Below are 25,195 nucleotides of genomic sequence, written 5' to 3' on the forward strand. Positions count from 1 at the left end.
CCGTACCGTACCCTCCGCTGTCATGGACATGAATCAAGCCGGGCTGGCCGGAACCGATGCCCCGGTCCGCGCCGCACGGTTCGACTACACCCCCGCCGCGGCGGACTACGACACGGCCCTGTGGCGGTACACCCTCGCCACCTGGCCGGGGCTCACCAGGTACCTGCCGTTCCTCGGCGCTGCCGCGGCCGTCGCGTTCGCCGTCCGGGCGTGGAAGTGGCACTTCGACGAAACGCAGATCGTCATCGCGGGCACCCTCTGCGCGATCGCCGTGGTCGTCGTACGCCAGTGGGGCCGCCGGCACCGCACGCGCGACCAGTTCGCCGCCCACGCGGAGCACGGCGCGTGCGTCACCACGGTCGACGAGGACGGGCTGACCACCACCGGCGCGTCCGGCCGGACCGTCACCGAGGGCTGGAACACCCACCCCTGGTGGTTCGAGACGCCCGAACTGTTCGTCCTGACCGGCAGCATGGAGTTCTTCTTCGTACTGCCCAAGCGCGGTGCGGCCTCCCCCGAGGACCTCGACCGGGCCCGCGCGCTGTTCACCCGGCACCTGCGGCGCCTCTGACCGCGCCGGGCACGCCGGAACGCCCGGCCGAGGGTCTCGGCCGGGCGTTGCCGGGGGGTTGCGTCACCGGTGGTCTAGTACCAGTGGTTGGCCTGCCAGAAGTTCCAGGCCGCGACGGGGCTGCCGTAGCGCTCGTTCATGTAGTCCAGGCCCCACTTGATCTGGGTGGCCGGGTTGGTCTTCCAGTCCGAGCCCGCGGAGGACATCTTCGACGCGGGCAGTGCCTGGACCAGGCCGTAGGCGCCGGAGGAGGAGTTCGTGGCGGTGTAGTCCCAGCCGCTCTCATGCGTGACGATCTTGTCGAAGGCGGCGAACTGGGCCGGGTCCTTGATCATCTGCTGGGCGATCGCCTTGGCGCCCGTCGGAGCCGCCTGCGCCGGAACGGCGGCGAGCACGGAACCCGCGACACCCAGGGCGAGCACGGAACCGGCCAGAGCCTTCTTCGAAGCGGCGATGCGGCGGATGACAGCGTTGGACACGGAGGAACCTTCCGACGGGAACAAGGACGGCCGCCGCATGCCGAAGACATGCGTGAACCACTCACACAGGTGGGAGGGGCTCTGCCGGCGGGGGGCTCGCGCCCCGGCCGCCTCGGCGACATCACCCAGTTAGCCAGGCCCCCGACGCCGTGGCAAAGCCCCCGCCTACTAGCCGCCCTCGCACACCGGGACCCGCGCCCCGGCCCCAAACGCGGGCGGGAGCGGGCCGGACGGGCTACTAACCCGGGCCGGATGTGACCTGGGTCCTGTGGGCCGCCTCACCGGCACACCGCCCCGATGTCACCCCACGTAACCGGTCAGACCCTGTGCGGTGGGTGTCCCCCGTCACTTCCAGCCCTCCCCCGCCGGTTAATGGGCGGCGGACGTGCACCACCGCGGCCTACGATCGCGCGCATGTCGCATCGTCGTGTACTGCATCTGTTAATGGTCCTCGTCGTGGCACTGACCGGATGGGTCGGGGGTGCCACGGGAATCGCGTCCGCTCAGGAGGAAGCCCCGCCGGCAGGACGCCAGCTGCTGTTCTACAACCACGCCTACGGGGTGCTCGACCGGGAAACCGCCGATGCCATCGAGCACTCCGCCTACCTGCGGGACTTCGCCAACTTCCAGGTCCGCACCACGACCGGATCGGGCGGCGAGACCTGGACCGGCCGGTACCTGATGGGCCGGGAGACCTACCTCGAACTGTTCGGCGTCGGTGACGTGCCCGGCCAGGACGGGACGCTCGGCGCCGGCGGGCTGGGGCTGTCCGCCGAACGGGCGGGGGACCTGGCCACGGTCACGGCCCGCCTGCGCGACCAGGGCGTACCGAACCCGATCGCCTTCCGGCAGACCCGCGACTTCGGCGACGGGGTGCCGGTGCCGTGGTTCGACGCCGTCTTCACGAACGGCACGTACGACGCCTTCGGCGCCTGGGGCATGGAGTACCTGCCGGAGTACTTCGCCGACCCGCGCGGCAACACCGAGCCGGCCTCCTACCCCGGTGACGTCGGCCGCGAGCGGTACCTGTCCGACGGCTACCGCGAGCACCTGATGAAGGACGTGACCTCGATCCGCCTCGGGATCACCCCCGGCGACCTGGCCAACACGGTGCCGCTGCTCCGGGCGGGCGGCTTCACCGTGCGGGAGCTCCCCGGCGGCAGCGTCCTGGCGCTGGGCGGCGGTACGACCGTCCGCCTGGACCCGGTGGCACGTGAGCAGGCGGGGCTGCGCCAGGTCGAGATGTCCCTCAACCGCCCGGTGTTCACCCGCCACGAGGAGCGGATCGGCCGTTCGACCCTCGTGGTCGGGCCGGGCGACCGTGCCGTGTGGACGTTCGGGGCCGCGGGGTAGAAGGGCCCCGGCGGGCGGATCCGATGAGGAGGGGGCGCCCCGTGGGCGCCCCCTTTTCCGTGGGCCGGTCAATCCGTGGCGGTTGGCCGGCGGGGCGGGGCGAGGACCGCGGCCGCCAGGTGTTCGCGGAACCAGCGGTGCCCCGGGTCGGCCGAGTTGCGGGGGTGCCAGGCCATGCCGAGGTCGAGGGGTTCCAGGTCGAGGGGGACGGGGAACGTGCGCAGTCCCAGGGCCTCGATGGTGTCGGGGATCCAGTCCGCGAGGCTGAGTGCGACGAGGTCGGTGTCCCGGGCGAGCATCATCGCGCTGGTGTGGCTGGGCACCACGACCGCGGTGCGGCGGCGCAGGCCGAGTTCCGCGAGCGCGCTGTCGATGGGCCCGAGGCGTTTGCCGAGGCGGGAGATGCCGATGTGGTCGGCCGCGGCGAAGCGGCGGGCGTCGATCCGCCCGCCGAAGAGGGGGTGGCCGCTGCGGGCGACGCCGACCAGCGGCATCCGGGTGAGCTGCCGGGTGCGGATCTCCGGGTCCAGGTGGCCCAGGACGCCGAGTTCGACGTCCACCAGGCCCTGCCGCAGCCCGGGTCCGCCCTCCCCCGCCTCCGGCAGGAAGACCACGTCCACCCGCGGGGCCTCCGCGTGGATCCGCTCGGTCAGGCTCCCGGCCAGCCCCACCAGCAGCAGGTCGGTGGCCTGCACGGTGAAGGTGCGCTGGAGGTGTACGGCGTCGAAGCCGGCGCCGGGCCGCAGGACGTTGTCGCAGCCGCGCAGCAACGCGCCGACCTCCTCGCGGAGTTCCACGGCGCGCGGGGTGGGGACCAGCCCCTGGCCGGCCCGGACGAGGAGCGGGTCGCCGACGGTGCGGCGGAGCCGGGCCAGTGTGCGGCTGACGGCGGCGGGCGAGGTGCCGAGGCGCTCCGCGGCGCGGGTCACGCTGTTGTCCTGGAGCAGGGCGTCCAGGACGCGCAGCAGGTTGAGGTCCTTCACCTCTGGCCATCCCTCTTCCGAACTGGGCTTTTTCGCCTGGGGCAATGATTGGGTGCCCATCTTTGCATTGTTGTCGGACCCCTGCGGCGCGGAGGGTGGGGGTGCCCGCGACAACGCGTGGCGTTCCCGCTTCACCCCGTTCAAGGAGCCGCTGTGCTGCTGTCCCCCCGTACCGGTCGAGAAGGCGATGTGCTGGCCGTCGTCAGCCAGAGCGGACCGACGGTCTCGTTCTTCGACGCCGCCTGCGACCGGCACCTCGGCGACGTGCACGTCCCCGCCGAACCGCACGAGTTGTGCTTCGACGCCGGGCAGCGCCTGCTGTGGTGCACGCTGACGTACCACTCGGGCTACTACCACGCGAACGGCGGGCGGCGCACCGAGCTGGCCGTCATCGACCCCGACACCCGTCGCGTCGTCGAGCTCGTCGACCTCGCCCCCGAACACGGCCCGCACGGGCTGGCGCTGGACGCGGAGCGCGGGCGGCTGTACGTCAGCGTGGAGGGCGGCGACGACCGCCCGGGCGGTGTCGTGGTGGTCGACACCGCCACCCGCCGGCCGCTGGGCAGGATCGACACGGACGCGCCGGGCCCGCACTGGTTCTGCGTCGACCCGGCCGGGCGGACGGGGTACGCCACCAACAAGGAGGCGCCGTTCGTGTCGGTCGTCGACCTGGAGCGGGGCGTCCTGACCGCGAAGGTCGAGGTGCCGGGCAGTGAGGGGCTGGCCGTGTCCGCCGACGGGGCGTACGTGTACGTCGCCGCGCCGTACGGGAACTTCTCGGGCGGGGGCGGGGGCGGGGAGAGGCCGGCCAACGGTCTGCGGGTCATCGACGCCCGGACGGCGTCCGTCGTCGACATCCTGCCCACGGAGAACGTCGTCCTGCCGGTGCACCTCACGTCCACGGGCCGGCTGCTGGCGGGTGAGCTGCGCATGGCGGCCGACCCGGCGTCGCGGCTGGGCCGGCACGCGCCGGGGCTCCTCACGGTGTTCGACGCGGGCACCCGCGCGCGGGTGGGCGAGGTGGAGGTCGGGCTGTTCCCGCTGACCATCACCTCCTCCCCCGACGGCCGGCTCGCCTACGTGTCCTGCGTCATCTCCTCCACCGTCGAGATCGTCGACCTGGAGACGCTGGAGCGCCTGGGCCGGCTGGACGTCGCCCGACTCGGCGAACCCGGCGCCCACGGCCTGGCGTACGTCCCCCGCCCGGCCTGACCGCCGGCCGCCGGGGCGTAGGGTCGCAGGCGTCGGGGTGTGCGGCGGCGCCGGAGGGAGAGCGGGGAGCATGGTTCACGTACTGGGCAGCAGGGTTCTGCTGCACCCCACCGATCCGGAGCGTTCGCGCGCCTTCTACGAGGAGACCCTGGGGCTGGCCGTGTACCGCGAGTTCGGCACGGGCCCGGAGCGCGGCACGGTGTACTTCCTCGGCGGCGGGTTCCTGGAGCTGTCGGGGCGTGCCGAGGCGCCGCCGGCGCCCGGGCTGTGCCTGTGGCTCCAGGTCGCGGACGTTCGGGCCGCGTACGAGGAGCTGCGCGGCCGGGGCGCCGACGTGCTGCGGCCTCCGCTGCGCGAGCCCTGGGGGCTGGTCGAGATGTGGCTCGCCGACCCCGACGGCGTCCGCATCGCCGTCGTGGAGGTCCCGGCGGATCACCCCCTGCGCTTCCGCGCCTGACCCCGCCCTCCGGCCTCCGGCCCCGTTTCGGGGTCACCGGGCCGGGTCGTCCTGCTCGGGCGTTGGCGATCGTACCGCCACAGCACGTGGATGACGCGGAGCACCGCGAGCGTTCCGGCGATCACGGCGCCGGCGGTGAGGGGGATCCGCTCGGTCGCGGGCGGAAGGTGCCAGACTGCGGCCGGCCACACGAGCGCCGCGAAGACGACCGCCCCGAGGAGGCACGCGGTCAGCAGCGCGTAGCCGATCTCCACCGTCATCGCGTCCCGTTCGGCCTGGGTCCGTCGCCTCGTCGTCATGTGCGAAGGGTCGCACCGGGGCTCGGCCGCGGTCCACGGCTTCGCCGGTTCCGGGGCGGGGAGGCGGAGGGAACCGGTCCGGTGGGGGTGGCATCTGGTGGGGCATGGGTGCTGCGATCTTGTTCTTCAGCCTGGCCTTCCTGTGCTGCTGGGCCATGGCCCTCGTCGGGCTGGGCTACGCCGTCTCGGTGCTGTGGCGGGGCCGGGGGCAGCGGTGGGCGCGGGCGGACGGGAGCCCGGTCGCCCGGCTGGTGCTCCCGGCCCCCGCGTTCCTCCGCTTCGACAGGGCGCTCGCCGTGGGGGCGTTGCTGGGCGACCTGTGGCTGGTGTCGGCCGTCGTGGTCCTCGGCGCGGACGGCATCTTCACCGAGGAGTGGATGGGGTACCCGGGGATGATGGATCCCGCCGGCCAGGGCTACCAGGCGCAGATGGTGGGCCTGTTGCGCTCGGCGGCCTGGTGGAGCGGCGCCGCCGCGCTGCTCGGGCGGTGCTGGACCACCGCGGTCGTCCAGCTGTCCGTACTGCCCCTGTCGGCGCTCTGGGTCGCCTCGTTCGACACGTACTACGGGCAGTAGCGGGCAGCCGGGTGGCCGCCGCCGCCCCCGTCGGACTCGGCTCCGGCCTCTCCTACGGCAGGCTCCGCCCCACCCTGACCGCCCTGGTACGGGGCCTGCCGCAAGGGCTCGGGCGGGCCCGGGTGTTCGCCGAGCGGCTGCGGTAAGGGGGAAAACCCCCGGGGCGGGGCGGGGGGCTGCCGGATGGGGTGACGGGACGGCGGTGCGGGAGGCTGGGCGAGTACGGGATCGGCGAGTTGAGCGGGAGCGATGCGTGGGGGCACGGGTGCGGGCCGCGGTGCTGTGGGCGGCCGTCTGCGTGGTGGTGGCGGCGACGGGTGTGGTTCCGGCGGCCGCCGCGGGGGACGCGGAGCGGGCGGGCCTCCGGGAGGCGCTCGCGCAGACGGTGGCGGACGGCTTCCCCGGGGTGGTCGCGTACGCCCGGCACGGCGAGCGGGAGACGCGGACGGCGGCCGGGGTCGCGGACACGGCGAGCGGCGAACGGGCGCGGCCGGAGCAGCGGTTCCGGATCGCCAGCAACACCAAGGCGTTCGTGTCGACGGTGCTCCTGCAACTGGAGGGCGAGGGACGGCTCTCGCTCGACGACAGCGTGGACACGTGGCTGCCGGGCATGGTCCAGGGGAACGGGAACGACGGCCGGGCGATCACCGTCCGGCAGCTCCTCAACCACACCTCGGGCGTATACGACCCCACCAGGGAGCCGGAGTTCTTCGCCCCCTACCTGGAGCGCCACGACTGGGGCCACGTCTACACGCCCCGGGAGGTGATCGCCCGGGCGGTGCGGCACGAGCCGGACTTCAGGCCGGGTGAGAAGAAGTGGAGGTACTCCAACACCAACTACCTCCTCGCCGGCCTGGTCATCGAGGCGGTCACCCGGCACAGCGCACCCTCCGAGATCCATCGGCGCGTCCTCGCACCGCTCGGGCTGAAGGACACGTCCTTCCCGCTGACCGATCCGGCCGTCCGCGGGCCCCATCTGCACGGATACGACCTCGCGGGACGTGACGTCACCCGGTTCAGCCCCTCCTACGACTGGACCGCGGGCGCCATGATCTCCACCGTCGACGACCTGGCCCGTTTTCACCGGGCGCTGTTCACCGGCAGGCTGCTGCGTCCGGCACAGCAGCGTGAACTCCTGACGACGGTGGAGTACGAGGGCGCGCCGGCCTACGGACTCGGCGTGCAGCGCGGGGAGGTGGTCTGCGGGCCGGGTCCCGACGCCGGGCGGGTCGAGGTCTGGTCGACGGACGGCGCCGGGCCGGGCTTCCTCAGCATGGCGCTCACCACCGCCGACAACGAGCGGCAGCTGGTTCTCGCCGCCAACGTCTACGACCTCGGCGCCGACCTGAACAAGGAGCGGGTCCCCTTCCCCCTGGGCGCGGGGCTCCCGGCACTCCAGCGGGCGGCGCTCTGCGGCTGAGGGGCCGCCGGCCGGCGCGTGGCCCGGGTCACCCGTGGCGGCCCCGGACCCGTCGTGCGGCGAGTTCGGCGGCCGCGTCCGCGGGCGTGCACCGCTGGGTCCGGGCGGCGCGGAAGACCTCCCGGAGGGTGGTGCCGATGCCCTGGAGGCGCCCGGTCAGGCGTTCCTCGGTTTCCCGGCGCAGTTCGACGCCCGTCGCGTGGATGACTCCGCCCGCGCTGACGACCACGTCCGGCGCCCACAGGATGCCGCGTGCGGCGAGGAGTGCCGCGGTGGCCGGTTCGTCGAGCTGGTTGTTGGCCGGGCCGGCGACCGCGGCGCACCGCAGCAGCGGCACCGTGCGGGCCGTCAGCACGCCGCCGAGCGCGGCCGGGACGAGGATGTCGGCCTCCGTCGCGAGGGCGTCGTCCGGATCGGCCCAGGCCGCGCCCAGTTCCCCGGCCAGCGCCCGGGCGGCCGGATCGATGTCGGTGACCACGAGCCGCGCGCCGGCCCGGTGCAGGAGCCGGGCCACATGGGCGCCGACCGCGCCGAGGCCGATCACCGCGACGGTCCGCCCGGCGAGGTCCGGCGAGCCGAAGACCTCCTCGGCCACCGCGCCCAGCGCCGCGAGGGTGCCGCGCGCGGTGTGGAGGGAGGAGTCGCCGCTGCCGCCGTCCTCGGCCGGCCGGCAGCACACGCGCGTGGTGCGCTCGCCGATCACGGACATGTCGGCCGGGCCGCTCCCCACGTCCGGGCCCGTGAGGTAGCGCCCGCCGAGGGACTCGATCACGTCGCCGATGTCGTGGAGCAGGGCCGTGCGCTCCGCGCCGTCCGGCCGGGCGGCGGTGGGCAGGGCGACGACGGTCTTGCCGCCGCCGTGTTCCAGGCCGGCCAGGGCGTTCTTCGCGGTCATCGCCGCCGCCAGCCGCAGGGCGTCCGCGACCGCGGCGGCCGGGCCGGGGTAGTGGGCGATCCGGCACCCGCCGGCGGCCGGGCCGAGGGCGGTCGAATGGACGGCGACGGTGATCGGAAGGCCGCTGCGGCGGCCGCGCACGATCTGCACCAACTCGTGCGAGGGGAAGGGCGAGTTGAGGGAGAGGGCTGCTTCGAGTACGGCTGTCATGCGGTGAAGCTAGCCACTGCGGCCCTGGTTGTGGGCGTTCGCCGAACGAAATTCGGCCCGGCGGCCATAATCGCCGTATGGACGAACTTGATTCGGCGATCGTCCGGCATCTGCAGCGCGATGCGCGGCAGACCAACCGCGACCTCGCCCGCACCCTCGGGATCGCCCCGTCGACCTGCCTCGAACGGATCCGCGCGCTACGGGCCCGCGGCGTCATCACCGGGTACCACGCCGCGGTCGACCCGGCCGCCCTGAACCGCCACGTCCAGGCGCTGGTCCACTTCCAGATCCGCCCGCTCAGCCGGGCCGTCATCGAGGCGTTCAAGACGTACGCGGCCGGCCTGCCCGAGGTCAGCACGGTCTACGTCGTGACGGGGGGCGACGACATGATCGTGCACGTGTCCGTGCCCGGCGTGGACTACCTGCACGGCTTCCTGATGGACAAGTTCACCGAGCGCCGCGAGGTCGTCGGGTTCCGCACGTCCGTGATCTACCAGCACGCCCACAACCAGGTGCTCGAACCCCTGGAACCCTAGGCCGTCACGAAGAGCCGGCCCAGGCGGCGGCACGGCCGCGGAGCAGCTTCTTGTCCGGCTTGCCCACGTCGGTCAGGGGCAGTGCGTCGGCGAAGGCGATGCGGGCGGGCTCGTACATGGCGCCCTTCCTGTCCCGCACCAGGGCGCGCAGCTCCGCCTCGCCGACGTCGCCGCCCGGGGTGCGGACGACGACCGCGTGGACCCGTTCCGTGCGGTTGGCGTCGGGGACCCCGAGGACCGCGCTCTGCAGCACCTGCGGATGGGAGTTGAGCACGTCCTCCAGCTCCACCGTGTACACGTGGCCCCCCACCACCACGATCATGTCCTTCAGGCGGTCGACGATCGTGATGTAGCCGTCCGCGTCGACGAACCCGATGTCGCCGGTGTGCAGCCAGCCGTCCCGCAGGACTTCGGCGGTGAGTTCGGGCTGCTTCCAGTAGCCCTGCATCACGTGCGGGGAGCGTACGCAGATCTCGCCGTGCTCCCCGGCGGGCAGGTGCCGGCCGTCGGGGGCGCGTACGGCGACCTCGACGCCGTCCATGATCTTCCCGGCGGTCCGCAGGAGTTCGGGGCGGGCCGGGTCGTGGTCCTCGGGGGAGAGCACGCTGATCCCGCCCGCCTCGTTCTGGCCGTAGAACTGGTTGAGGACGGGGCCGAAGCGCCGCACCGCCGCCGCGAGGCGGGCCGGGGAGGAGGCGCAGCCGCCGTAGGTGAGCAGGCGCAGGCTGGAGGTGTCGGTGCGGTCGACGTCGGGGTGGTCCAGCAGCTGGTAGAGCAGCGGCGGCAGCAGGAACGTGTGGGTGATGCGCTCGCGCTCGACGGCGGCGAGCACGGATCCCGCGTCGAAGCCGTCCAGCAGGACGACGGTGCCGCCGGCGTGCAGCGTGCCGTCCGCCATGAGGCCCGCCGCGTGCGCGAGGGTGGTGCACACCAGGGTCCTGACGCGCTCCTCGCCGGACCAGACCGGCCCGGCCGACGCCCACTGCCGGAAGGTCGTGCAGATGGCCTTGGGGTGGCCGGTGGTGCCGCCGGTGTGGCGGATGGTGCAGATGTCGTCGGGGCGCGCCGCACCGGGCAGGGCCGCCGGGGACTCCGCGGCGGCGAGCTCCACCAGGTCGGGCCCCGGGTCCGGGTCCGTGCCGCGGCCGGCGCCGAGGAGGAGTACGCGTTCCAGCGGGACCCGCCGGGCCAGGTCGGCGGCGCGGTCGCGGTGGGCGGGGTCCGCGATCAGGGTCCGGGTTTCGAGGTCGCGGAGGATGTCGGCGTGCACATCGGCCGAAAGGCCCGCGTAGAGGTGGTTGACGGCGCAGCCGAGCAGGCCGGCGGCGTAGCGGGCCGCGATCGTCTCGGGGAGGTTGCCGGAGAGCAGGGTGAGCGTCTCACCGCGCCGCACTCCCCGCGAGCGCAGCGCCCGGGCCATGCGGTGCACGAGGTCCCGCACGTCACCCGCGCTCAGGCGCCGCTCCCCGTGGACTAATGCCTCCCGGCCCGGTTCCTTGCCGAGGGCGTCGAGTATCTCTTCCACGTGGCTGCGGAAGTGTCCGGTGATGTCGTCCATATCCCTTTCCATTGGTTGACTTGAGCAACTAGCGGGAGGGTATCGGCCGATGATCCACTGGCCCAAGTCCGGGCGCCGACATCCGGCCACCACCGACAGCCGCACCCGCACTTCGGTTCCGCCGACGGGAAATCCCGTCGGAGGCCTTCCGAAGTGGCCTGACGTGTGCAATTTTACATGTCACATGTCAAGCGCCGGTGTCTCCAGCACCCGGCCCAACGGCCCCGGAGGCCCCCACAGATGCACCCCTTCCGGATATCGAAGGCAGGCGCGCGCAGACTTCCCGCGCTCGGCGCGGCCGCCTTCATCGCGCTCGGTCTGCTCACCCCGCAGAGCCACGCCGCGTCCGCCGGCGCCGCGGCCCCGGCCGGCGCGTACGCCCGCCCCGCCGCCGCCCCGGCGCCCCGCTCGATCCCGGTGCCCAAGTCGCCGGACGCGATGGGCAACGGCTCCCGCCTGCGGATCTCCTCGCAGGACGGCACCGAGGAGTCCGGCCCGGCCCCCGCACCCGCCGCCAAGCCCGCGAAGGGCGACAGGCAGTCCTCCTCCGCCGCCGCCGGGACCGAGTGCGGCGACCTCTCCGCGGTGATCAACGCCACGGGCGACGCGCTGGTCCGGCAGCTCAAGGCGCTCCCCCAGATCACCTGCACCTACCCGCTGTTCGGCCTCACCGGGGAGAACGCGCGCAAGGCCTTCAACGAGGCCCAGATGGTGACGGTGGCGGGCGCGCTGCGCGACGCCTCCGCCGGCTACTCGGGCGACAACCGCGCCGCCATCGGTCAGTTGGTGCTGTTCCTGCGCGCCGGCTACTACGTGCAGGACAACAACACTGACGTCGTCGGCCCGTACGGCACGGCGCTGGACGGCGCGGCGCGCGGGGCACTGGACGCCTTCTTCGCCTCCCCGCGCAGCAGGGACGTCACCGACGCCAACGGCGAGATCCTCAACGAGGTCGTCACGCTGATCGACAGCACCCACACGGCCGGCCGGTACGCGGGCGTCGTCAAGTGGATGCTCGGCGGCTACGACAGCACCTGGCCCGGCCAGATGGACCTCGCCATGCAGCACGTCGAGTGGGTCGTCGAGAACGGGTTCAAGGCCAAGAACGACGGCCGCGGCTGGCGGGCCGCCCTCAAGGCCGACCCCGCGATCCTCGACACGTGGGCCGGCTTCATCACCCGCAACGGTGCGCAGCTCAACCGCCTGGACGTCGTCAGCAACGTCGGCCGCCACCTCGGCAACGCCCTCGACGTGCCCGAGCTCAAGGACCGCCTCCGGCCCCTGCTGAAGGACCTCGTCAACCGCTACCCCAACGTCGGCCCCACGGCGCCGATCACCATGAACCTCGGCTGGTACACGCGCCAGTACGACCGGGGCAACTGCGCGGCCTACGCCATCTGCGACCTCGGTGAGCGGGTGCTCCCGGCGATCCTGCCGACCCAGCACACCTGCACCCCGGGCCTGAAGATCCGCGCCCAGGACATGTCCCCCGGCCAGCTGTCCGGCACCTGTACCAGCCTGGTCAACCAGGACGCCTACTTCCACCGGATCATCGGCGACAAGGGTGCGGTCCCCGGCGACCTGAACACCAACCTGGAGGTGGTGGTCTTCGACGACTACACCAACTACTCGCTGTACGCCTGGGCCATCTACAACATCGACGTCGACAACGGCGGCATGTACGAGGAGGGCGACCCGGCCGCCGCCGGCAACCAGGCCCGCTTCATCGCCCACGAGGCCCAGTGGCTGCGTCCGGCCTTCCAGATCTGGAACCTCAACCACGAGTACACCCACTACCTCGACGGCCGCTACAACATGGCCGGGGACTTCGAGGCGGGCATGACCACGCCGACCATCTGGTGGGTCGAGGGCATCGCCGAGAACATCTCCTTCGGCTACCGGGGCGAGCGCAACGCCGAGGCCATCGCCGAGGCCGGGAAGAAGACGTACAAGCTCAGCGAGCTGTTCGACACCGTCTACGGCCAGGACGAGGACCCCCGGGTCACCTCGGACCGGGTCTACCGCTGGGGCTTCCTCGCGGTCCGCTACATGCTCCAGGCACACCCCGCCGACGTCCAGACCGTCCTCGGCAAGTACCGCGCCGGTGACTGGAACGGCGCCCGCGCCTTCCTGAAGCAGACCATCGGCACCGGGTACGACGCCGGGTTCGCCACCTGGCTGACGACGGCCTGCGCGACCGACGGCTGCGGTCCGCTGCCCGACGCGGCCCCGGCCACCCCGCTCTGCACCAGTGGCGACCCCCGCCAGTTCGACGGGAACTGCCGCCGGGACGGCCTCGCGGCCGCCGCGGGCAACTACAGCTACCACTTCGTGTACCTGCCGGCCGGCGTCAAGCAGCTGACCATCACCAGCAGCGGCGGCACCGGCAACGCCGACCTCTACTACAACGGCGGCAACTGGGCCACCACGAGCAGCTACCAGGCGAAGTCCGCCCACGCCGGCAACGGCGAGACGCTGACGATCGACAACCCGCCGTCCGGATGGGTCTACTTCAGCCTCGCCGGCGCACAGGACTTCGGCGGGGTGAGCCTCTCCACGCAGTCCAGGTGAGCTACTGAGCGCGGGAGCCCGGGTCGTCCTCCCGCGCCGGCAGTCCGGCGATGATCTCGGTGCCGAGTGCGTACGCGGGGACGCCGGCGGTGATGAGCGCGGTCTCGGCGACGCCGACGAGCTCGGCCATGGCGGCGCCGGCGTGCAGGGCGCCCCGCGCGTGGATGCGGGCGGGGTCAGCCCGGCCGAGGGCCAGCAGCTGCCCGAAGTGGACGAGCTGCTGCACCCGCGCTCCCAGCGGGCTGTCCGTCAGCACGATGTGCCGCAGGGCGGCGAGGGCCTCCTCGGTGGGCAGCCGGCCGAACTCCTGGGCCAGGCGGAGCCGGTCCTGCACCCCGCCGGGTACGGCGCCGAGGGTGGAGCGGTAGCGGTCGCGTACGGCTTCCGCCCGGGAGGCCCCCGGGTCCGGCGTCACGACGCGGCCCGGGCGAGCGCGGCGCGGACGGCTTCCCGGGCGCCCGGGGGGAAGTCGGCGGCCCCTCCGAGCGCCGCGGCGGCGATCTCGGCCTCGGCGCTCTCCTCGATGGCCACGACGAGGTGGGCGGTGGCCGCCGCGTCCGGCCCGAACACCAGCAGGCCGTGATTGGCCAGCAGGACCGCGGCCGTCGTCGGGCGGCGTTCCAGCACCTCGGCGATGCCGCGGACGGACACGTCCGATCCGCGCGGTCCCCAGGGGACCACGGGGACGTCCTCGGCCTGTCCGAAGCGCAGCATCGGCTCGGTGCGGCAGGGCAGCGGCCGGTGGGCGACGGCGAAGGCGGTCGCGGAGGGCGAGTGGGTGTGGATGACGGCGCCGACCCCGGGGCGGGCCCGGTACACCACGCTGTGCATGGCGATGATCTCGGCGCTGACGGACTGCAGCTCGCCTTCGAGGACCTCTCCGTCGAAGCCGACGGTGGCGAGCTGTTCGGGGCGCAGGCCGCGGACGAAGCCGGGCGTGAGCAGGAGGCGTTCGCCCTCGAGGCGGGCGCTGAGGTTGGCGTGTCCGGAGTGGGACATCACCCCGGCGGCGAAGAGCTCCTCCGCGGCTCGTGCCAGCTGTTCGGCCCGCTCCTGGCGCATGTGCGTGTCGGTCATGGCGTACTCCAAGTGTCTGTCAGCGAGCGCTCGTTCGCCGCTGACCAGGTGCCGCCCACTCTTCAACTTGAACTAGGGTTCAAGTCAAACGCCGGGACGGCGGCCGGGGTGGACGGCCCCGGGAGGAGGAGCGGAACGTGCGCATGACCATCGGCCGGCTGGCGGAGATCACCGGGGTGCCGGCTTCGGCCATCCGGTACTGGGAGCGCCACGGGCTGCTGCCGCAGCCGGAGCGGGTGAGCGGGCAGCGGCGCTATCCGCCGGAGGCCGCCGAGCGGATCACGGTCCTGCGCAAGTGCCAGCAGGCCGGTCTGACGCTGGTGGAGATCGCGGAGTTCCAGCGGGAGCAGCCGCAGCGGGAGGCGATGATCCGGGCCAAGATCGGGGAGATCGAGCAGCGCATGGTCGATCTCGAACACGCCCGGCAGCTGCTGACGCACGCCCTGCGTTGCGGGGAGCAGGACATCGTCAGGTGCCCGAAGTTCCGCGAGCAGATGGCGGCGTGGGGGACGGCGGATCCGGCGCCGTAGCCGGCCGGTGGCCGTCCGGTGGGCGTCCGGACGCCGGCGCGGCCCGGCACACGCGGTGCCGGGCCGGGCCGCCAGGGGTCAGCGTGCCGTCAGCACTTGAGTCCGGTGGCGGCGGCGGTCGAGGCCTGGTCCAGCTTCTGGATCTGCGGCTGGAGCTTGGTGAGGGCCTCCTGGCCGGTGGTGTCGCCCGGCAGGTCCTCGTAGCCCTTCTTCAGGTCCTCGGCCGCCTGCTTGATCGCGTCCCGCTCGGCCTGCTTCAGCTCCTTGGTGTTCTCCTTGACGTTGTCCCAGTCCTTCTGGACCGCGTCGTAGGCTTCCTTGATCTGGTCCTTGGTCGCGGAGGCGGGGTTCATGGCCTTGAGCTTGGCGTTGTCCGACTTGAGGGCGTTCAGGTCCGTGCAGAGGTCCGCCGCGGCCTGGGTGGCCTGCTCGGCGGCCGAGTTGTCGTCGCTGTCGGAGCAGGCGGCGAGTCCGAGCGCCGCGCTGACGCAGAGCACGCCGATCACGGGGAGTCGCTTCATGGGAGACCTTCCTGGCAGGGGCAGAACGTACGTACGAGATATTTCGTGACGCAATGCAAAACTAAGCAGGGCGGGGGTACCGCGCATCCGCACGTCGCCCGTTCGATACCTTGACGGGGTCATGCCCGAGAACACGACCGTGCGCGAGCTGTGGGACAGGACCCACCTGGCGATGCTGCCCTGGACCCGCGACCCCGCGGCCGCACTGAACGCCCGCTGCCTGGAGGCGGTGACCGCGACGGTCACCCTGCTGTGGGGCGACTGCGACGACGAGCTCCTCGACGCCCCCGCCACCGACGCGCAGGTCCATGCGATCGTCGCCGCTCGGACGGCGTACGGTCTCGGCTGGCGCGACGCGGTGCTCGGCGACGTCGCGGCGGACGCGCGGGCCTCGGGACGGGGGCCCGGACCGGGCGGCCTGTGGGCACCGGCCGGGCAGTGGCACCTCGGACGGGGGCGGGCCTTCCGGCCGACCCTCCGCCAGAACCTGGAGTTCGTCGCGCGGCACCCCTGGGCCGCGGAGCTGGAGCACCTGCGGGCCGTCCGGTGCGCCGCCGGGGCCTCCCCGGCCGATCCGCGCGCCGTCCTCACGTCGCTCTACCGCACGGCCTGGACCGAGCGGGCCACCGAGCGCCTGGGATGGGACGACGCCGCCTGGTGGCAGTACCTGGACGTCGCGGAGCTGACGGCCTGGGCGGTGGTCGTGCTGGGACTGCCAGCGGAACACCCGGCGGACGTGGGAACGAGGGTCGAGGACGCCGCCGAGGCGGTGAGCCCGTACGGCTGGACCTGGACGGGGACGGGCCTGCCGGAGGGCTTCCTCGACGCGGCCTTCGAGGCGCTCGGGGTGTGAACAGCGCTGCCCGCGCGCCGCGTCGTGCGGCGACCGGACTACCGCCGGGTGGTGACCGTCGCGGTGAAGCCGTTCTGCTCGAACTTGCGGATGCGGTCTCCCGTGATCTTGGTGATCTTCACATGGTCCAGCTCCACGGTGGTGTTGACCACCGTGGCGATGGCCGCGACCCCTCCCCCGCCGCCCCGGACGGTGTCCTTGACCGTGGTGAACCTGCCGTCCTGGAAGGCCATCGCGAAGTACTCGTTGTCGACGAAGGTGTTGCGGCTGGTGCTCACGACACCGAAGGCGTAGAGGCCCAGCTGGTTGCGGACGAGACGGTTCCCGGCGACCGTCACGCCCGTGTTGGCGAGGATGCCCGCGTGCTGGACCTCGGTGAAGAAGTCGGGGCCGCAGCCCGGATCCGGCTCGCGGCAGGCGTTGTCGCTGACGGTGTTCCGCTCGGCCCGGCCGGTCGCCTCGACGAACTCGATGCCGTCGGTGGAGATGGTCTTCTGCCCCGTGACGACGTTGTCCAGCACGGTGGCCTTGGAGTCCGCGCCGAGCACGACGATTCCGGACCCCTGGTAGTCGGTGATCTTGGAGTCCCGGATGTCCGCCGAGCCCACGCCGCTGGGGAAGTCTCCGATGAGGACGGCGCTGGCGCTGCGGAAGCAGGGTGCCAGCGGCGTGTCCTTGATGTGGCTCACCGCCGCGCGGCTCAGGTCGAGGTGCGCCCCGTCCTGGACCCGGATGCCGGCGCCGAGCGCGCCCTCCTCGCAGGTGCCGGAGCCCGGTCCGCTGACCGTGAGGCGGGAGATCCTCACGGACGCCGAGCTGTCGAGGGAGACGATCGCGTTGCGGCCGTCGGGGCCGGCCACCATGTTCGCGGGGGCGAGGATGGTGGTCCTGCCGGCTCCCGCGCCGGTGAGGGTGAGGTTCTTGTGGATCGTCACCTGCTCGCGGTAGACGCCGGGGCGCACCGCGATCCGGTCGCCGGCCCGCGCGGCGTCGACCGCCGACTGGACGGTCGGGTAGGCGGCCGAGGGGACCACGAGTTCGCGCGGCTGCGAGGCGGCGGACGAGGGGGCGAGGGAGCCGAGGGCCACCGAGGCGAGCAGTGTGCCGAGGGCCGCCGCGCAGCGTGAGCGGAGGGGGTTCATCGCGTTCTCCTGCCGATGGGAGGACCGCCGGTGGCCGCCCGGCGCCGTGGGACACGTGGCGGAGCGGCGGGGACGGCCGGTTCGCACAGGGCCACCCGAGCACAGGGCGGGCCGGATCGGCGGAGGCCGTGCCGCGCGGGTGGGCCGTCCGGAGCAGCGGGACCACTCGGCGAGACGGGAGGCGCCCGGTGCACGGGGCGCGGGGCGCCTCCCGGCGGCCCTACTCGGCCCCGGGCGCGGGGCGGTGGCGGTCCGGCCGGAACCCGACGGCCAGGAGGACCGCTCCGGCGAGCGCGAATCCCGCCGTCCAGAGCGCACCGACGTGCATGGCGTGGAAGAACGCGGTGTCGGCCGCCCGGGCGAGCCCCGCGTCGTGCGTGGCGGCCGCCGCGTGCCGGGCGAGCTCCGCCGAGACGCGGGCCTGGAGCCGTACCTCGTCCGGGAGGCCGGTGAGGGAGCCGTCGATCGCGCGCCGGTAGACGATCGAGGTGATGGTGCCGCCGGCCGCGATGCCCAGGACGCTGCCGGTCTGGCGCAGGGTGCTGTTGACCGCGCTGCCCGCGCCGGAGCGTTCCAGCGGCAGGGAGCCCAGTACGGCGGCCGTGACGGGTGCGATGACCATGCCGATCGCGGTGCCCTGGACCAGCATGACCGCCGCGTACCCGGCGATCGGCGTGGTCGCACCGAAGAGGGCCGGGGCCGCCATCGCCAGGGCCGCGACGGCGAGCGAGACGGACGAGACGAGCCGTACGGACGTGCGGCGGGCCAGCCGGACGGCGATCGGTGAGCCGACGACCACGCCGAGCGCGGCCGGGAGTCCGAGCAGCGCGGCCTCGAACGCCGAGTAGTGGCGGGCGCCCTGAAGGTAGAAGGCCAGGTAGAACGAGCCGGACGTCAGGGACAGGAAGACCAGCATCAGGGTGAGGTTCCCGGCGGCGAACCGGCGCTGCGCCAGCAGCCGGGGGTCGAAGCTCGGGTGGGCGATCCGCAGCTCGGTGATGACGAACGCCCCGATCAGGGCGACGCCCGCCGCGGTGCTGCCCCAGACGCCCGGGTGGGCGAAGGAGGCGTCCTGGCCGGCCCGGATCAGGCCGTACGCGAGGAGGCCGAGGCCGCCGGTGGACAGGAGCAGGCCGGCCGGATCGAGGGGCCGCACCCGCGGGCTGCGGAAGTTGGGCACGTACCGGGCGACGAAACCGAGGCCGAGGAGGACCACCGGTACGTTGACCAGGAACACCGACCCCCACCAGAACGCCGCGAGCAGCGCTCCCGCCAGGATCGGGCCGGCGGCGAGGCCGACGCCGGCGAAGGAGGACAGCATGCCGAAGGCGGCCGGGCGTTCCGCGGGCTCGAAGGTCCAGCTGACCACCGCCATGGTGGCGGGGACGATCAGCGCGGCGCCGGCTCCCATCACGGCGCGGGCGGCGATGAGCTCGGCGGGGCCGGCGGCGTAGGCGGCGAGGACGGAGGCGGCGCCGAACAGGGCCATGCCCGCCAGCAGCGTGTTGCGGTGGCCGAAGCGGTCGCCGAGGGCGCCGCCGGTGAACATCAGGCCGGCGAAGGCCAGCGTGTAGGCGCCCGTGGCCCACTGGAGCTGGCCGGGGGTGGCACCCAGTCCCCGGACGGGGTCGGACAGCGTCTCGAAGGCCGTGGACAGGATGTTTCCGTCGAGCCAGATGAGGAGCTGGGAGAAGACGAGGACGCCGAGGACGAGGCGGCGGCGGGCCGGCGGGAGGGGGGACCGGGCCCCCGCGGGAGCGGAACGGGCTGTCGGCGGGGACGTGGTGGGCGGTGTCGCGGGTGGTGTCGGGGGTGGCTGGGTGGCGGAGGACATGCGTGACTGCCTTCGGATCAGGGTGGGTTCGGGTCACTGCCGCGGCGTATCATCGTCAGGTACCTGACGGCCCACTCATCGTGACAAGTCGTCAAGTACCTGTCAATCATGAATTCGGAGGTCGCCCATGGGCGAGCAGACGCAGGGCCGGGTGCTGAGCTTCCTGGTCCGCCAGACCTGGCTCGGCATGCGGGCCGCGATCGGGGCGGAACTGACGGAATTCGGTCTCACCGTGCCGCAGTTCGCCACCCTGATGATGGTCAGGGCGTCCCCGGGGATGTCCGTGGCGCAGCTGGCCCGCTCGGTGGGCAGCACCCGCCAGGCCGCCAACGAGATGCTGACGGCCCTGCAGCGCGACGGGCTGATCACACGCTCCCCGCACCCCACCGACCGCAGGACGCACCAGCTGCACGTGACCGAGCTCGGGGCCGCGCGTTACGAGGAGGCCTTCCCTGCCGTCGTGCGCCGGGAGGCGGAGCTGGAGGAGGGGCTGGCCCCGGGCCAACGGGAGGCCGCCCTCGCCTGGATGGCGGCCGTCACGTCCGCCTGCCAGGAGCCGGTGGACGGCTGCGACCAGTGAGCCGGGGGGCGGCGGGCGAGGGCGCCCGGCCCGTCGCCGCCGCTCGGCCGGGCGTCGCTCCCCTGCCGCGCACCCGGTGTCCTACATGCGGACGGGGGCCGGGTCGGAGTCGTTCAGCTCGGCGATCAGGGCGTTGCGGCCGGCCAGCATCTCCGTGAGGATCCGGCGGGCGGCGCGCAGGAGTTCGGCGACGTCGCCGCCGGCGAGGGCGTAGGTGACGGTCGAGCCCTCACGGGTGGAGACGACGATGCCCGACCGGCGCAGGACGGCCAGCTGCTGCGACAGGTTGGACGCCTCGACGTCGATCTCGGCGAGCAGGTCCCGTACGGGCATGGGGCCGTCCTGGAGGAGCTCCAGCACGCGGATGCGTACGGGGTGACCGAGCATCCGGAAGAACTCGGCCTTGGCCTGGTACAGCGGGACCTGCATTCCCACGACGCTCCTGTTCCTCTGCGAACGGACTCCGGCTCGGGCGGGGATCACCGCCCCCGCCCATCGTCGCGTCCTGTCGGCCCACGCGGAACCGATGATGACCGGTTTTACATGTTCCGAGTTGAAGAGTTCTTCAACTCATGGGCATGCGTGGGCCCGACGGACGCCGCGTCAGACCTCCAGTTCGGCCTCGATGCGGCTGAGCTGGTGGCGTGCCATCGCCAGGTTCGACCTCCCCCGGTCCAGGACCAGGTAGAGGAACAGACCGCCGCCGGAGCGGCTGCGCCGGATCCGGATCAGGTGGTACTGGCCGCCGAGCGTGATCAGCACGTCCTCGATGTCGTCCTGCATGCCGAGCATCTCCATGGTGCGCAGCTTGGCCCGGATGACGTCGGTGTTCCCGGCGGCCGCCACCGTCAGGTCCAGGTCCTTGCCCCCGCCGAGCGTGCCCAGGGCCATCCCGCTGGCGTAGTCGACCAGCGCCACCCCCAGGGCCCCTTCGATCGAGGTCATCGCTTCCTTCAGTGACACTTCCACGTTCGCCATGGCTGTCCTCCGCTGGTGTCATGTGCCGGACGCGGCACGGATCTCACGTACCGGGACGCTACCGATCGCGCGGCTCCGGCTGGCGGGATCAAAGGAATTGGCCGGATTCCGCCGCCGTCAGGCGGCGGACGCGGCGGGCTCGCGCAGCCGCGCCGCCGCCGTGCGCCAGGCGTCGGTGACGGCGGCGTGCGCCTGGACGGTACGGGCGGCGGTGTCGCCGCTCAGCTCCAGCGGGCGTCCGACGTGGACGTGCATCCGGGGCCGGCGCAGCGGGGCCGTGACGAGGCCGGCGACCTGCTTGGCGGCGCCTCCGGAGGTGATGCGGCGGGCCCCCGCGTGGCCCACGGGGACGACGGGCGCCCCGGTGCGCGTGACCAGCCGGGCGAGGCCGCTGCGGAAGGCCAGGGGTGCCGCTTCGGCGGCGTCGCGGCGGGAGGGGATGCCGCCCTCGGCGTACATGAGCACCGAGCGGCCGTCCGCGAGGGCGGACGCGGCGTGGTCGAGGGCCTCGGCGGCCCGCCGGTCCCCCCGGTGGACGGGGATGTGCCCCTCGCGGACGAGCAGGCGGCCCAGGACCGGGGCGCGCCACAGGCCCGCGGCGGCCATGACGACGGGTTCGACACCGCAGCGCCGCAGGGCCGCGAGGACCACGGCGGGGTCGGCGAGGGAGGTGTGGTTGGCGACGATGACGCTGCCGGGCGGCACGCGGACACCGGGCTCCGTGGTGACGCGGACGTGGCCGAAGGCGGGGACGAGGAGCTGGGCGAGGCGGCTGAGCATGGCGTTCATTCCCGTTCGTGACGGCGTCTACGACGACTGCGGCAACTGCTCCCAGAGTCGTCAACGCGCGCCCCGGCCGCCTGAGTCGTCGTACTCAGACGGGGCGCGTCGCCCTACCCAGAAGACGCCCGGCGCCCGCCGCGGAACTCCTCGGGGCCGGCGAACCCGGTCTCGTCGCGGCCGGCGGTGAGGAACGCGTCGACCTGCGGGGCGGAGGCCAGCCGGGCCTGCCAGGCGCCGAGCACCTCGTACGGCCCGGCCAGGGAGAACGTACGGCGGGATTCGTCGAGCGCCCGCGCCCACTCCGCCTCGAAGGCCGGCACCCATCGCTCGGCCCGCCGGTCGGCCCGCAACGCCGCGAGCAGTTCGGCCGGAGCCCCGGGCGCCGGCGCCGGCGCGCGTGGCGGGGCGGGTACGTGCTCGGGCTGCGCGCTCACGGGCTCCTCCAGGCGGGTCGTACCCCCACCGTAGCGCCCGGGGCCCGGCCGACGGCCGCGTCGCGCGGGCGGCGGTGCGGCCGCGTGGCCCTGCGGCCGGGCGGAGAAGTCCCGGTGCCGGTTTAATGGTTGGCCGCTCATCTGATCTTGCTGGTAGACAGTCCGGGTGCAGAACACTCTTGAGTTCACCGACCTCCTGCGGCTGATCGACGAGCGGTCCTCCGCCTTCCGCGCCGTGGTGGCCTCCGCGCCCGACCTTGACGTGCAGGTCCCCAGCTGCCCCGAGTGGACGCTGGCCGACCTCGTCCAGCACCTCGGCGGCGGCGACCGCTTCTGGGCCGCCATCGTCGGTGCGGGTCCCGCCGACGGGCCGCCGGCCGAGGCCGCCGCCGCGCGCGCCGCGCTGGTCGTGCCGCGGGAGCGCGAAGCCCTGGTGGCGTGGCTGGACGAGTCGACGCGGCAGCTGCTGGACGCCCTGCGGAAGGCCGGTCCGGACGGCGGCTGCTGGGCGTGGTGGGAGGAGCTGCAGTCCCCGCTCACCGCCGGAACCGTGGCCCGGCACCGGGTCCAGGAGAGCGCGGTCCACACCCACGACGCCCAACTCGCCCTGGGCGAGCCGAAGCCGCTGCCCGACGTGGTGGCGCTCGACGGTGTCGAGGAGTTCCTGACCACCTGCGTCGCCACCGTCAGCCCCTGGCCCCACAAGCCCGCCGCCCTCGACTTCCGCACCACCGAGGGCCCCGTCTGGCGTCTCACCCTCGACGGCTCCGGCGCGCGGGCCGCCCGGCTGCCGCTCCCCGCCGGCACGGCGGCGGAGGCCGGCGTCCTGGGCACGGCCAGTGAGCTGATCCTCTTCCTCTACAACCGCATCACGGCGGACTCCCTGCGGGTCGACGGTGACGCGGTCCTGTTCGACCAGCTCCGCGACTGGGACCCGCAGGCCTAGGGTCCGCCCCTGGGGCACCGGCCGGCCGCCTAGGCAGGGGTGTCCGGGTCCTGTACGGGGACGTGCAGGCGGGCGGCCACGGTGGTGAGGGCCGGGCCCAGGGGGAGGGCGACCCGGGTCGCGGCGTGCCGGTCGCCGCGGGTGGGGTCCTGGTTGACGATCAGCACCGGCTTGCCGGCGCGGGCCGCCTCGCGGACGAAGCGGAGCCCGGACATCACGGTCAGCGAGGACCCCAGGACCAGCAGTGAGGCCGCCGCGTCGACCAGTGCCCGGCAGTGTTCGACCCGCTGCGGCGGCACGGATTCGCCGAAGAACACCACGTCGGGCTTGAGGACGCCGCCGCAGCGCGCGCAGGGCACCACCCGGAAGTCCGCGACCTGCTCGTCCGTGAGGTCGGCGTCACCGTCCGGGTTCATCGCGGCCGCCACCGGCGCGAATCCGGGGTTGGCCTCCTCCAGCCGGCGGGCGAGTTCGCCGCGCGGCCCGGCGGCGCCGCAGGAGAGGCAGACGACCCGGGCGAGGCTGCCGTGGAGTTCCACCACCGGGTCGCTGCCGGCGGCCTGGTGCAGGCCGTCGACGTTCTGGGTGATGACCCCGGCGAGCAGGCCGTGCCGCCCGAACGCCGCCACCGCCCGGTGCCCGGCGTTGGGCCGGGCCCGGCCGAAGGTGCGCCAGCCGAGGTGGCTGCGCGCCCAGTACCGGCGGCGGGCCTGGGCCCCGGCGGTGAAGTCCTGGTAGGTCATCGGGGTGTGCCGGGTCAGGCTCCCGCCCTCGCCGCGGTACGCGGGGATCCCCGACTCGGTGGAGATGCCGGCCCCGGTGAGGACCAGCACCCCGCCGGCGGCGAGCGCGTCTGCGACGGGGCCGAGGTCCGTGGTGCCGGGCGGCAGGTCCTCGGTCGGGGTCCAGCTCAGGGTGGGACGCGTGCGCATGCCGCCAGCGTACGGAGGACACGGGCCGTCCGTCTCCTGCGGAGCGGCGCGGGCCCGGCCGGTCCCGGTCCCGGTCAGGGCAACGAGCGGGTGAGCCAGACCACCTCACCGCTGTCCTCCGTGGACACCTGGTCCCGCTCGAACCCGAGCTTCTCCAGGACCCGGAAGGACGGCGTGTTCCACGCGCCGACGGTGGCCCAGATCCGCTCGCGGCCCGTCGCGGCGGCGGCGTCGAGCACCGCGCGGGCCGCCTCGGTGGCGTAGCCGCGCCCGTGCGCGCGCTGGAGCAGCTCGTAGGCGATTTCGGGCTCCTCCACGCTGGAGCGGCCGATGATCAGCCCGCAGTAGCCGATGAAGTCCCCCTCGTCGCGGCGCTGGATGGGCAGCAGGGCGATCCCGGTGGTCTCGGTCGCGGTGAGCAGCTCCCCGATGGCCGTCCGGATGCGGTCGACGGTGGGCGTCTCCTTGCCGCGTTCGGAGAGCAGTGCGCAGAACTCGGCGGCGTCCGACTCCGCCCAGGGCCTCAGTATCAGCCGCTCGGTCCGGAGGTGGAAGGGCATCGTCTCGTAGGGGGGCATGCCCCCACTCTGCCCCACCGGTGATCACGCACCCCGGCGGGAAGGGTGGGTGCCCCCTTCCCGGGGTACGGGTGCAGGCCCGCCCGTCCGTCCGCTCCGCCACCAGGAGGTACCCGTGCCGCTGCCCAGCCTGCTCGGCGTGTTCGCCCACCCCGACGACGAGGCCCTCGTCGCCGGCGGAGTCCTCGCGCAGCACGCCGCGTCGGGTGCGCGGACCGCCGTCGTCACCGCCACCTGGGCGCCCGGCACCTCCCGGGCCGCCGAACTGGCCGACTCCCTCGCGGCGCTCGGCGCCGGGGAACCCCGGATGCTGGGGTACGCCGACCACCGCGTCCCGGATTCCGCCCCCGGCCGGCCCCGGCTCTGCGACGCCCCGCTCGACGAGGCCGTCGGGCGGCTCGTCGGCCACCTCAGGCGGTTCCGGCCCCGGATCGTCGTCACCCATGACGCGTACGGCCAGCTCACCGGGCACCCCGACCACCGCCACACCCACCGCGTCACGGCGCTCGCGGTGGCCGCCTCCGGCCTGGAGCACCTCTACCCGGAGGCGGGTGCCCCCTGGCAGCCCCACGCCCTGTACGGGGCCACCCACCCGCACTCCGCCCTCGCCGACCTCGCGCCGCTGCTGGCCGGCGTCGGCAAGTCGGCCCTGAGCGTGCCGGACCACCTGGTCAGCGCCACGGTCGACGTGCGCCCGTGGCTCGGCGCCAAGTGGGCCGCCGTCCTCGCGCACCGCAGCGAGGTCGCCCGGGAGCGGGCGCTGCCCGGGATCCTGTCCCGCCTGCCCGCCGGGACGCGGAACCGTGTGATCGGCACCGAGTACTTCATCCGGCTGCACACCCACCCGGCCGCGCGCGGGCTGACCCGGCTGACGGTGTGACGGGCCGG

30 protein-coding genes are annotated in these 25,195 nt (G+C 73.7%); 14 read left to right on the plus strand and 16 right to left on the minus strand.

Features of this window, described 5'->3' with window-relative positions; translation table 11 throughout:
* Positions 1–22: 22 nt before the first annotated feature.
* Positions 23–571 (plus strand): YcxB family protein, encoded by a 549-nt coding sequence (locus tag D1J60_RS01145; RefSeq protein WP_125819752.1) that lies wholly within the window; start codon positions 23–25, stop codon positions 569–571.
* A gap of 74 nt (positions 572–645) precedes the next feature.
* Here the strand turns inward: D1J60_RS01145 and D1J60_RS01150 are convergent, their stop codons facing one another.
* A complete protein-coding gene (locus D1J60_RS01150; protein WP_125819753.1) occupies positions 646–1,089 on the minus strand; it encodes a transglycosylase SLT domain-containing protein in 444 nt (147 codons plus the stop codon).
* A gap of 399 nt (positions 1,090–1,488) precedes the next feature.
* Here D1J60_RS01150 and D1J60_RS01155 point away from each other — a divergent pair, with 399 nt between their 5' ends.
* Positions 1,489–2,403 (plus strand): DUF5829 family protein, encoded by a 915-nt coding sequence (locus D1J60_RS01155; protein ID WP_125823790.1) that lies wholly within the window; start codon positions 1,489–1,491, stop codon positions 2,401–2,403.
* Between the two features lie 68 nt (positions 2,404–2,471).
* Here the strand turns inward: D1J60_RS01155 and D1J60_RS01160 are convergent, their stop codons facing one another.
* Positions 2,472–3,386, minus strand: coding sequence for a LysR family transcriptional regulator (locus D1J60_RS01160; RefSeq protein ID WP_125819754.1), 915 nt, complete (start codon positions 3,384–3,386; stop codon positions 2,472–2,474).
* Between the two features lie 153 nt (positions 3,387–3,539).
* Here D1J60_RS01160 and D1J60_RS01165 point away from each other — a divergent pair, with 153 nt between their 5' ends.
* Both D1J60_RS01165 and D1J60_RS01170 read left to right on the plus strand, forming a co-directional pair.
* Complete coding sequence (locus D1J60_RS01165; protein ID WP_206436461.1) at positions 3,540–4,598, plus strand: YncE family protein; 1,059 nt, start codon at positions 3,540–3,542, stop codon at positions 4,596–4,598.
* A 70-nt stretch (positions 4,599–4,668) separates the two neighbouring features.
* Positions 4,669–5,055, plus strand: a complete 387-nt coding sequence (locus tag D1J60_RS01170; RefSeq protein WP_125819755.1) for a VOC family protein — start codon at positions 4,669–4,671, stop codon at positions 5,053–5,055.
* Here D1J60_RS01170 and D1J60_RS01175 read toward each other — a convergent pair.
* Positions 5,031–5,354, minus strand: coding sequence for a DUF6332 family protein (locus D1J60_RS01175; protein ID WP_125819756.1), 324 nt, complete (start codon positions 5,352–5,354; stop codon positions 5,031–5,033). The genes D1J60_RS01170 and D1J60_RS01175 overlap by 25 nt on opposite strands.
* A gap of 104 nt (positions 5,355–5,458) precedes the next feature.
* Between D1J60_RS01175 and D1J60_RS01180 the strand changes: the two genes are divergently transcribed.
* From D1J60_RS01180 to D1J60_RS01185, 3 genes are all read left to right on the plus strand, one after another.
* Positions 5,459–5,929, plus strand: coding sequence for a hypothetical protein (locus tag D1J60_RS01180; RefSeq protein ID WP_241253091.1), 471 nt, complete (start codon positions 5,459–5,461; stop codon positions 5,927–5,929).
* Positions 5,930–5,940: 11 nt separating this feature from the next.
* Entirely contained in the window at positions 5,941–6,075 is a 135-nt protein-coding gene (locus tag D1J60_RS38585; RefSeq protein WP_277607490.1) for a hypothetical protein, read from the plus strand.
* Between the two features lie 107 nt (positions 6,076–6,182).
* Entirely contained in the window at positions 6,183–7,349 is a 1,167-nt protein-coding gene (locus tag D1J60_RS01185; protein ID WP_241253092.1) for a beta-lactamase family protein, read from the plus strand.
* A gap of 28 nt (positions 7,350–7,377) precedes the next feature.
* On the opposite strand, the gene D1J60_RS01190 is transcribed toward D1J60_RS01185, so the two are convergent.
* Positions 7,378–8,454, minus strand: a complete 1,077-nt coding sequence (locus D1J60_RS01190) for a Glu/Leu/Phe/Val dehydrogenase dimerization domain-containing protein (protein WP_125819757.1) — start codon at positions 8,452–8,454, stop codon at positions 7,378–7,380.
* 77 nt (positions 8,455–8,531) lie between these two features.
* Here D1J60_RS01190 and D1J60_RS01195 point away from each other — a divergent pair, with 77 nt between their 5' ends.
* On the plus strand, positions 8,532–8,990 hold the full coding sequence (locus D1J60_RS01195; protein ID WP_125819758.1) for an Lrp/AsnC family transcriptional regulator: 459 nt from the start codon (positions 8,532–8,534) through the stop codon (positions 8,988–8,990).
* Positions 8,991–8,994: 4 nt separating this feature from the next.
* Here D1J60_RS01195 and D1J60_RS01200 read toward each other — a convergent pair whose 3' ends face one another.
* Positions 8,995–10,548, minus strand: coding sequence for an AMP-binding protein (locus D1J60_RS01200; protein WP_125819759.1), 1,554 nt, complete (start codon positions 10,546–10,548; stop codon positions 8,995–8,997).
* Between the two features lie 240 nt (positions 10,549–10,788).
* On the opposite strand from D1J60_RS01200, the gene D1J60_RS01205 reads away from it, so the two are divergent.
* Positions 10,789–13,119 carry a M9 family metallopeptidase gene (locus D1J60_RS01205; protein WP_125819760.1) on the plus strand — a complete coding sequence of 777 codons (2,331 nt, stop codon included), beginning with the start codon at positions 10,789–10,791 and terminating at the stop codon, positions 13,117–13,119.
* Position 13,120: 1 nt separating this feature from the next.
* On the opposite strand, the gene D1J60_RS01210 is transcribed toward D1J60_RS01205, so the two are convergent.
* Together D1J60_RS01210 and D1J60_RS01215 are read right to left on the minus strand one after the other, a co-directional pair.
* Entirely contained in the window at positions 13,121–13,534 is a 414-nt protein-coding gene (locus D1J60_RS01210) for a carboxymuconolactone decarboxylase family protein (protein ID WP_125819761.1), read from the minus strand.
* Positions 13,531–14,196 (minus strand): class II aldolase/adducin family protein, encoded by a 666-nt coding sequence (locus D1J60_RS01215; RefSeq protein ID WP_125819762.1) that lies wholly within the window; start codon positions 14,194–14,196, stop codon positions 13,531–13,533. The genes D1J60_RS01210 and D1J60_RS01215 overlap by 4 nt, the downstream gene beginning before the upstream one ends.
* 143 nt (positions 14,197–14,339) lie before the next feature.
* On the opposite strand from D1J60_RS01215, the gene D1J60_RS01220 reads away from it, so the two are divergent.
* The gene (locus tag D1J60_RS01220) at positions 14,340–14,726 is read left to right on the plus strand and encodes a MerR family transcriptional regulator (protein ID WP_125595415.1); all 387 of its coding nucleotides are present in this window, start codon (positions 14,340–14,342) and stop codon (positions 14,724–14,726) included.
* A gap of 89 nt (positions 14,727–14,815) precedes the next feature.
* Here D1J60_RS01220 and D1J60_RS01225 read toward each other — a convergent pair whose 3' ends face one another.
* Complete coding sequence (locus D1J60_RS01225; protein ID WP_241253093.1) at positions 14,816–15,247, minus strand: type IV pili methyl-accepting chemotaxis transducer N-terminal domain-containing protein; 432 nt, start codon at positions 15,245–15,247, stop codon at positions 14,816–14,818.
* Positions 15,248–15,368: 121 nt separating this feature from the next.
* Between D1J60_RS01225 and D1J60_RS01230 the strand changes: the two genes are divergently transcribed.
* Positions 15,369–16,100, plus strand: coding sequence for a hypothetical protein (locus D1J60_RS01230; RefSeq protein WP_125819763.1), 732 nt, complete (start codon positions 15,369–15,371; stop codon positions 16,098–16,100).
* Between the two features lie 38 nt (positions 16,101–16,138).
* Here D1J60_RS01230 and D1J60_RS01235 read toward each other — a convergent pair whose 3' ends face one another.
* Complete coding sequence (locus D1J60_RS01235) at positions 16,139–17,242, minus strand: right-handed parallel beta-helix repeat-containing protein (RefSeq protein WP_125819764.1); 1,104 nt, start codon at positions 17,240–17,242, stop codon at positions 16,139–16,141.
* Positions 17,243–17,462: 220 nt separating this feature from the next.
* The gene (locus tag D1J60_RS01240) at positions 17,463–19,076 is read right to left on the minus strand and encodes an MFS transporter (protein ID WP_125819765.1); all 1,614 of its coding nucleotides are present in this window, start codon (positions 19,074–19,076) and stop codon (positions 17,463–17,465) included.
* A gap of 127 nt (positions 19,077–19,203) precedes the next feature.
* On the opposite strand from D1J60_RS01240, the gene D1J60_RS01245 reads away from it, so the two are divergent.
* Entirely contained in the window at positions 19,204–19,656 is a 453-nt protein-coding gene (locus D1J60_RS01245) for a MarR family transcriptional regulator (RefSeq protein ID WP_125595400.1), read from the plus strand.
* Positions 19,657–19,737: 81 nt separating this feature from the next.
* On the opposite strand, the gene D1J60_RS01250 is transcribed toward D1J60_RS01245, so the two are convergent.
* The 4 genes from D1J60_RS01250 to D1J60_RS01265 form a co-directional block, all read right to left on the minus strand.
* Positions 19,738–20,085, minus strand: coding sequence for a metalloregulator ArsR/SmtB family transcription factor (locus tag D1J60_RS01250; protein WP_125595417.1), 348 nt, complete (start codon positions 20,083–20,085; stop codon positions 19,738–19,740).
* Between the two features lie 174 nt (positions 20,086–20,259).
* Positions 20,260–20,634, minus strand: coding sequence for a hypothetical protein (locus tag D1J60_RS01255; RefSeq protein WP_007261943.1), 375 nt, complete (start codon positions 20,632–20,634; stop codon positions 20,260–20,262).
* 117 nt (positions 20,635–20,751) lie between these two features.
* The gene (locus D1J60_RS01260; RefSeq protein ID WP_125823795.1) at positions 20,752–21,414 is read right to left on the minus strand and encodes a lysophospholipid acyltransferase family protein; all 663 of its coding nucleotides are present in this window, start codon (positions 21,412–21,414) and stop codon (positions 20,752–20,754) included.
* A 113-nt stretch (positions 21,415–21,527) separates the two neighbouring features.
* On the minus strand, positions 21,528–21,851 hold the full coding sequence (locus D1J60_RS01265; RefSeq protein WP_125819766.1) for a DUF6247 family protein: 324 nt from the start codon (positions 21,849–21,851) through the stop codon (positions 21,528–21,530).
* 166 nt (positions 21,852–22,017) lie between these two features.
* Here D1J60_RS01265 and D1J60_RS01270 point away from each other — a divergent pair, with 166 nt between their 5' ends.
* Entirely contained in the window at positions 22,018–22,797 is a 780-nt protein-coding gene (locus D1J60_RS01270; protein WP_125819767.1) for a maleylpyruvate isomerase family mycothiol-dependent enzyme, read from the plus strand.
* 29 nt (positions 22,798–22,826) lie between these two features.
* Here D1J60_RS01270 and D1J60_RS01275 read toward each other — a convergent pair whose 3' ends face one another.
* Positions 22,827–23,729 carry an NAD-dependent protein deacetylase gene (locus D1J60_RS01275; protein ID WP_125819768.1) on the minus strand — a complete coding sequence of 301 codons (903 nt, stop codon included), beginning with the start codon at positions 23,727–23,729 and terminating at the stop codon, positions 22,827–22,829.
* A gap of 74 nt (positions 23,730–23,803) precedes the next feature.
* Positions 23,804–24,307, minus strand: coding sequence for a GNAT family N-acetyltransferase (locus D1J60_RS01280; RefSeq protein ID WP_125819769.1), 504 nt, complete (start codon positions 24,305–24,307; stop codon positions 23,804–23,806).
* Positions 24,308–24,422: 115 nt separating this feature from the next.
* Here D1J60_RS01280 and D1J60_RS01285 point away from each other — a divergent pair, with 115 nt between their 5' ends.
* On the plus strand, positions 24,423–25,187 hold the full coding sequence (locus tag D1J60_RS01285; RefSeq protein ID WP_206436462.1) for a PIG-L family deacetylase: 765 nt from the start codon (positions 24,423–24,425) through the stop codon (positions 25,185–25,187).
* Positions 25,188–25,195 lie beyond the last annotated feature (8 nt).

The organism is Streptomyces sp. W1SF4, assembly GCF_003950035.1.
Lineage (GTDB): Bacteria > Actinomycetota > Actinomycetes > Streptomycetales > Streptomycetaceae > Streptomyces > Streptomyces racemochromogenes.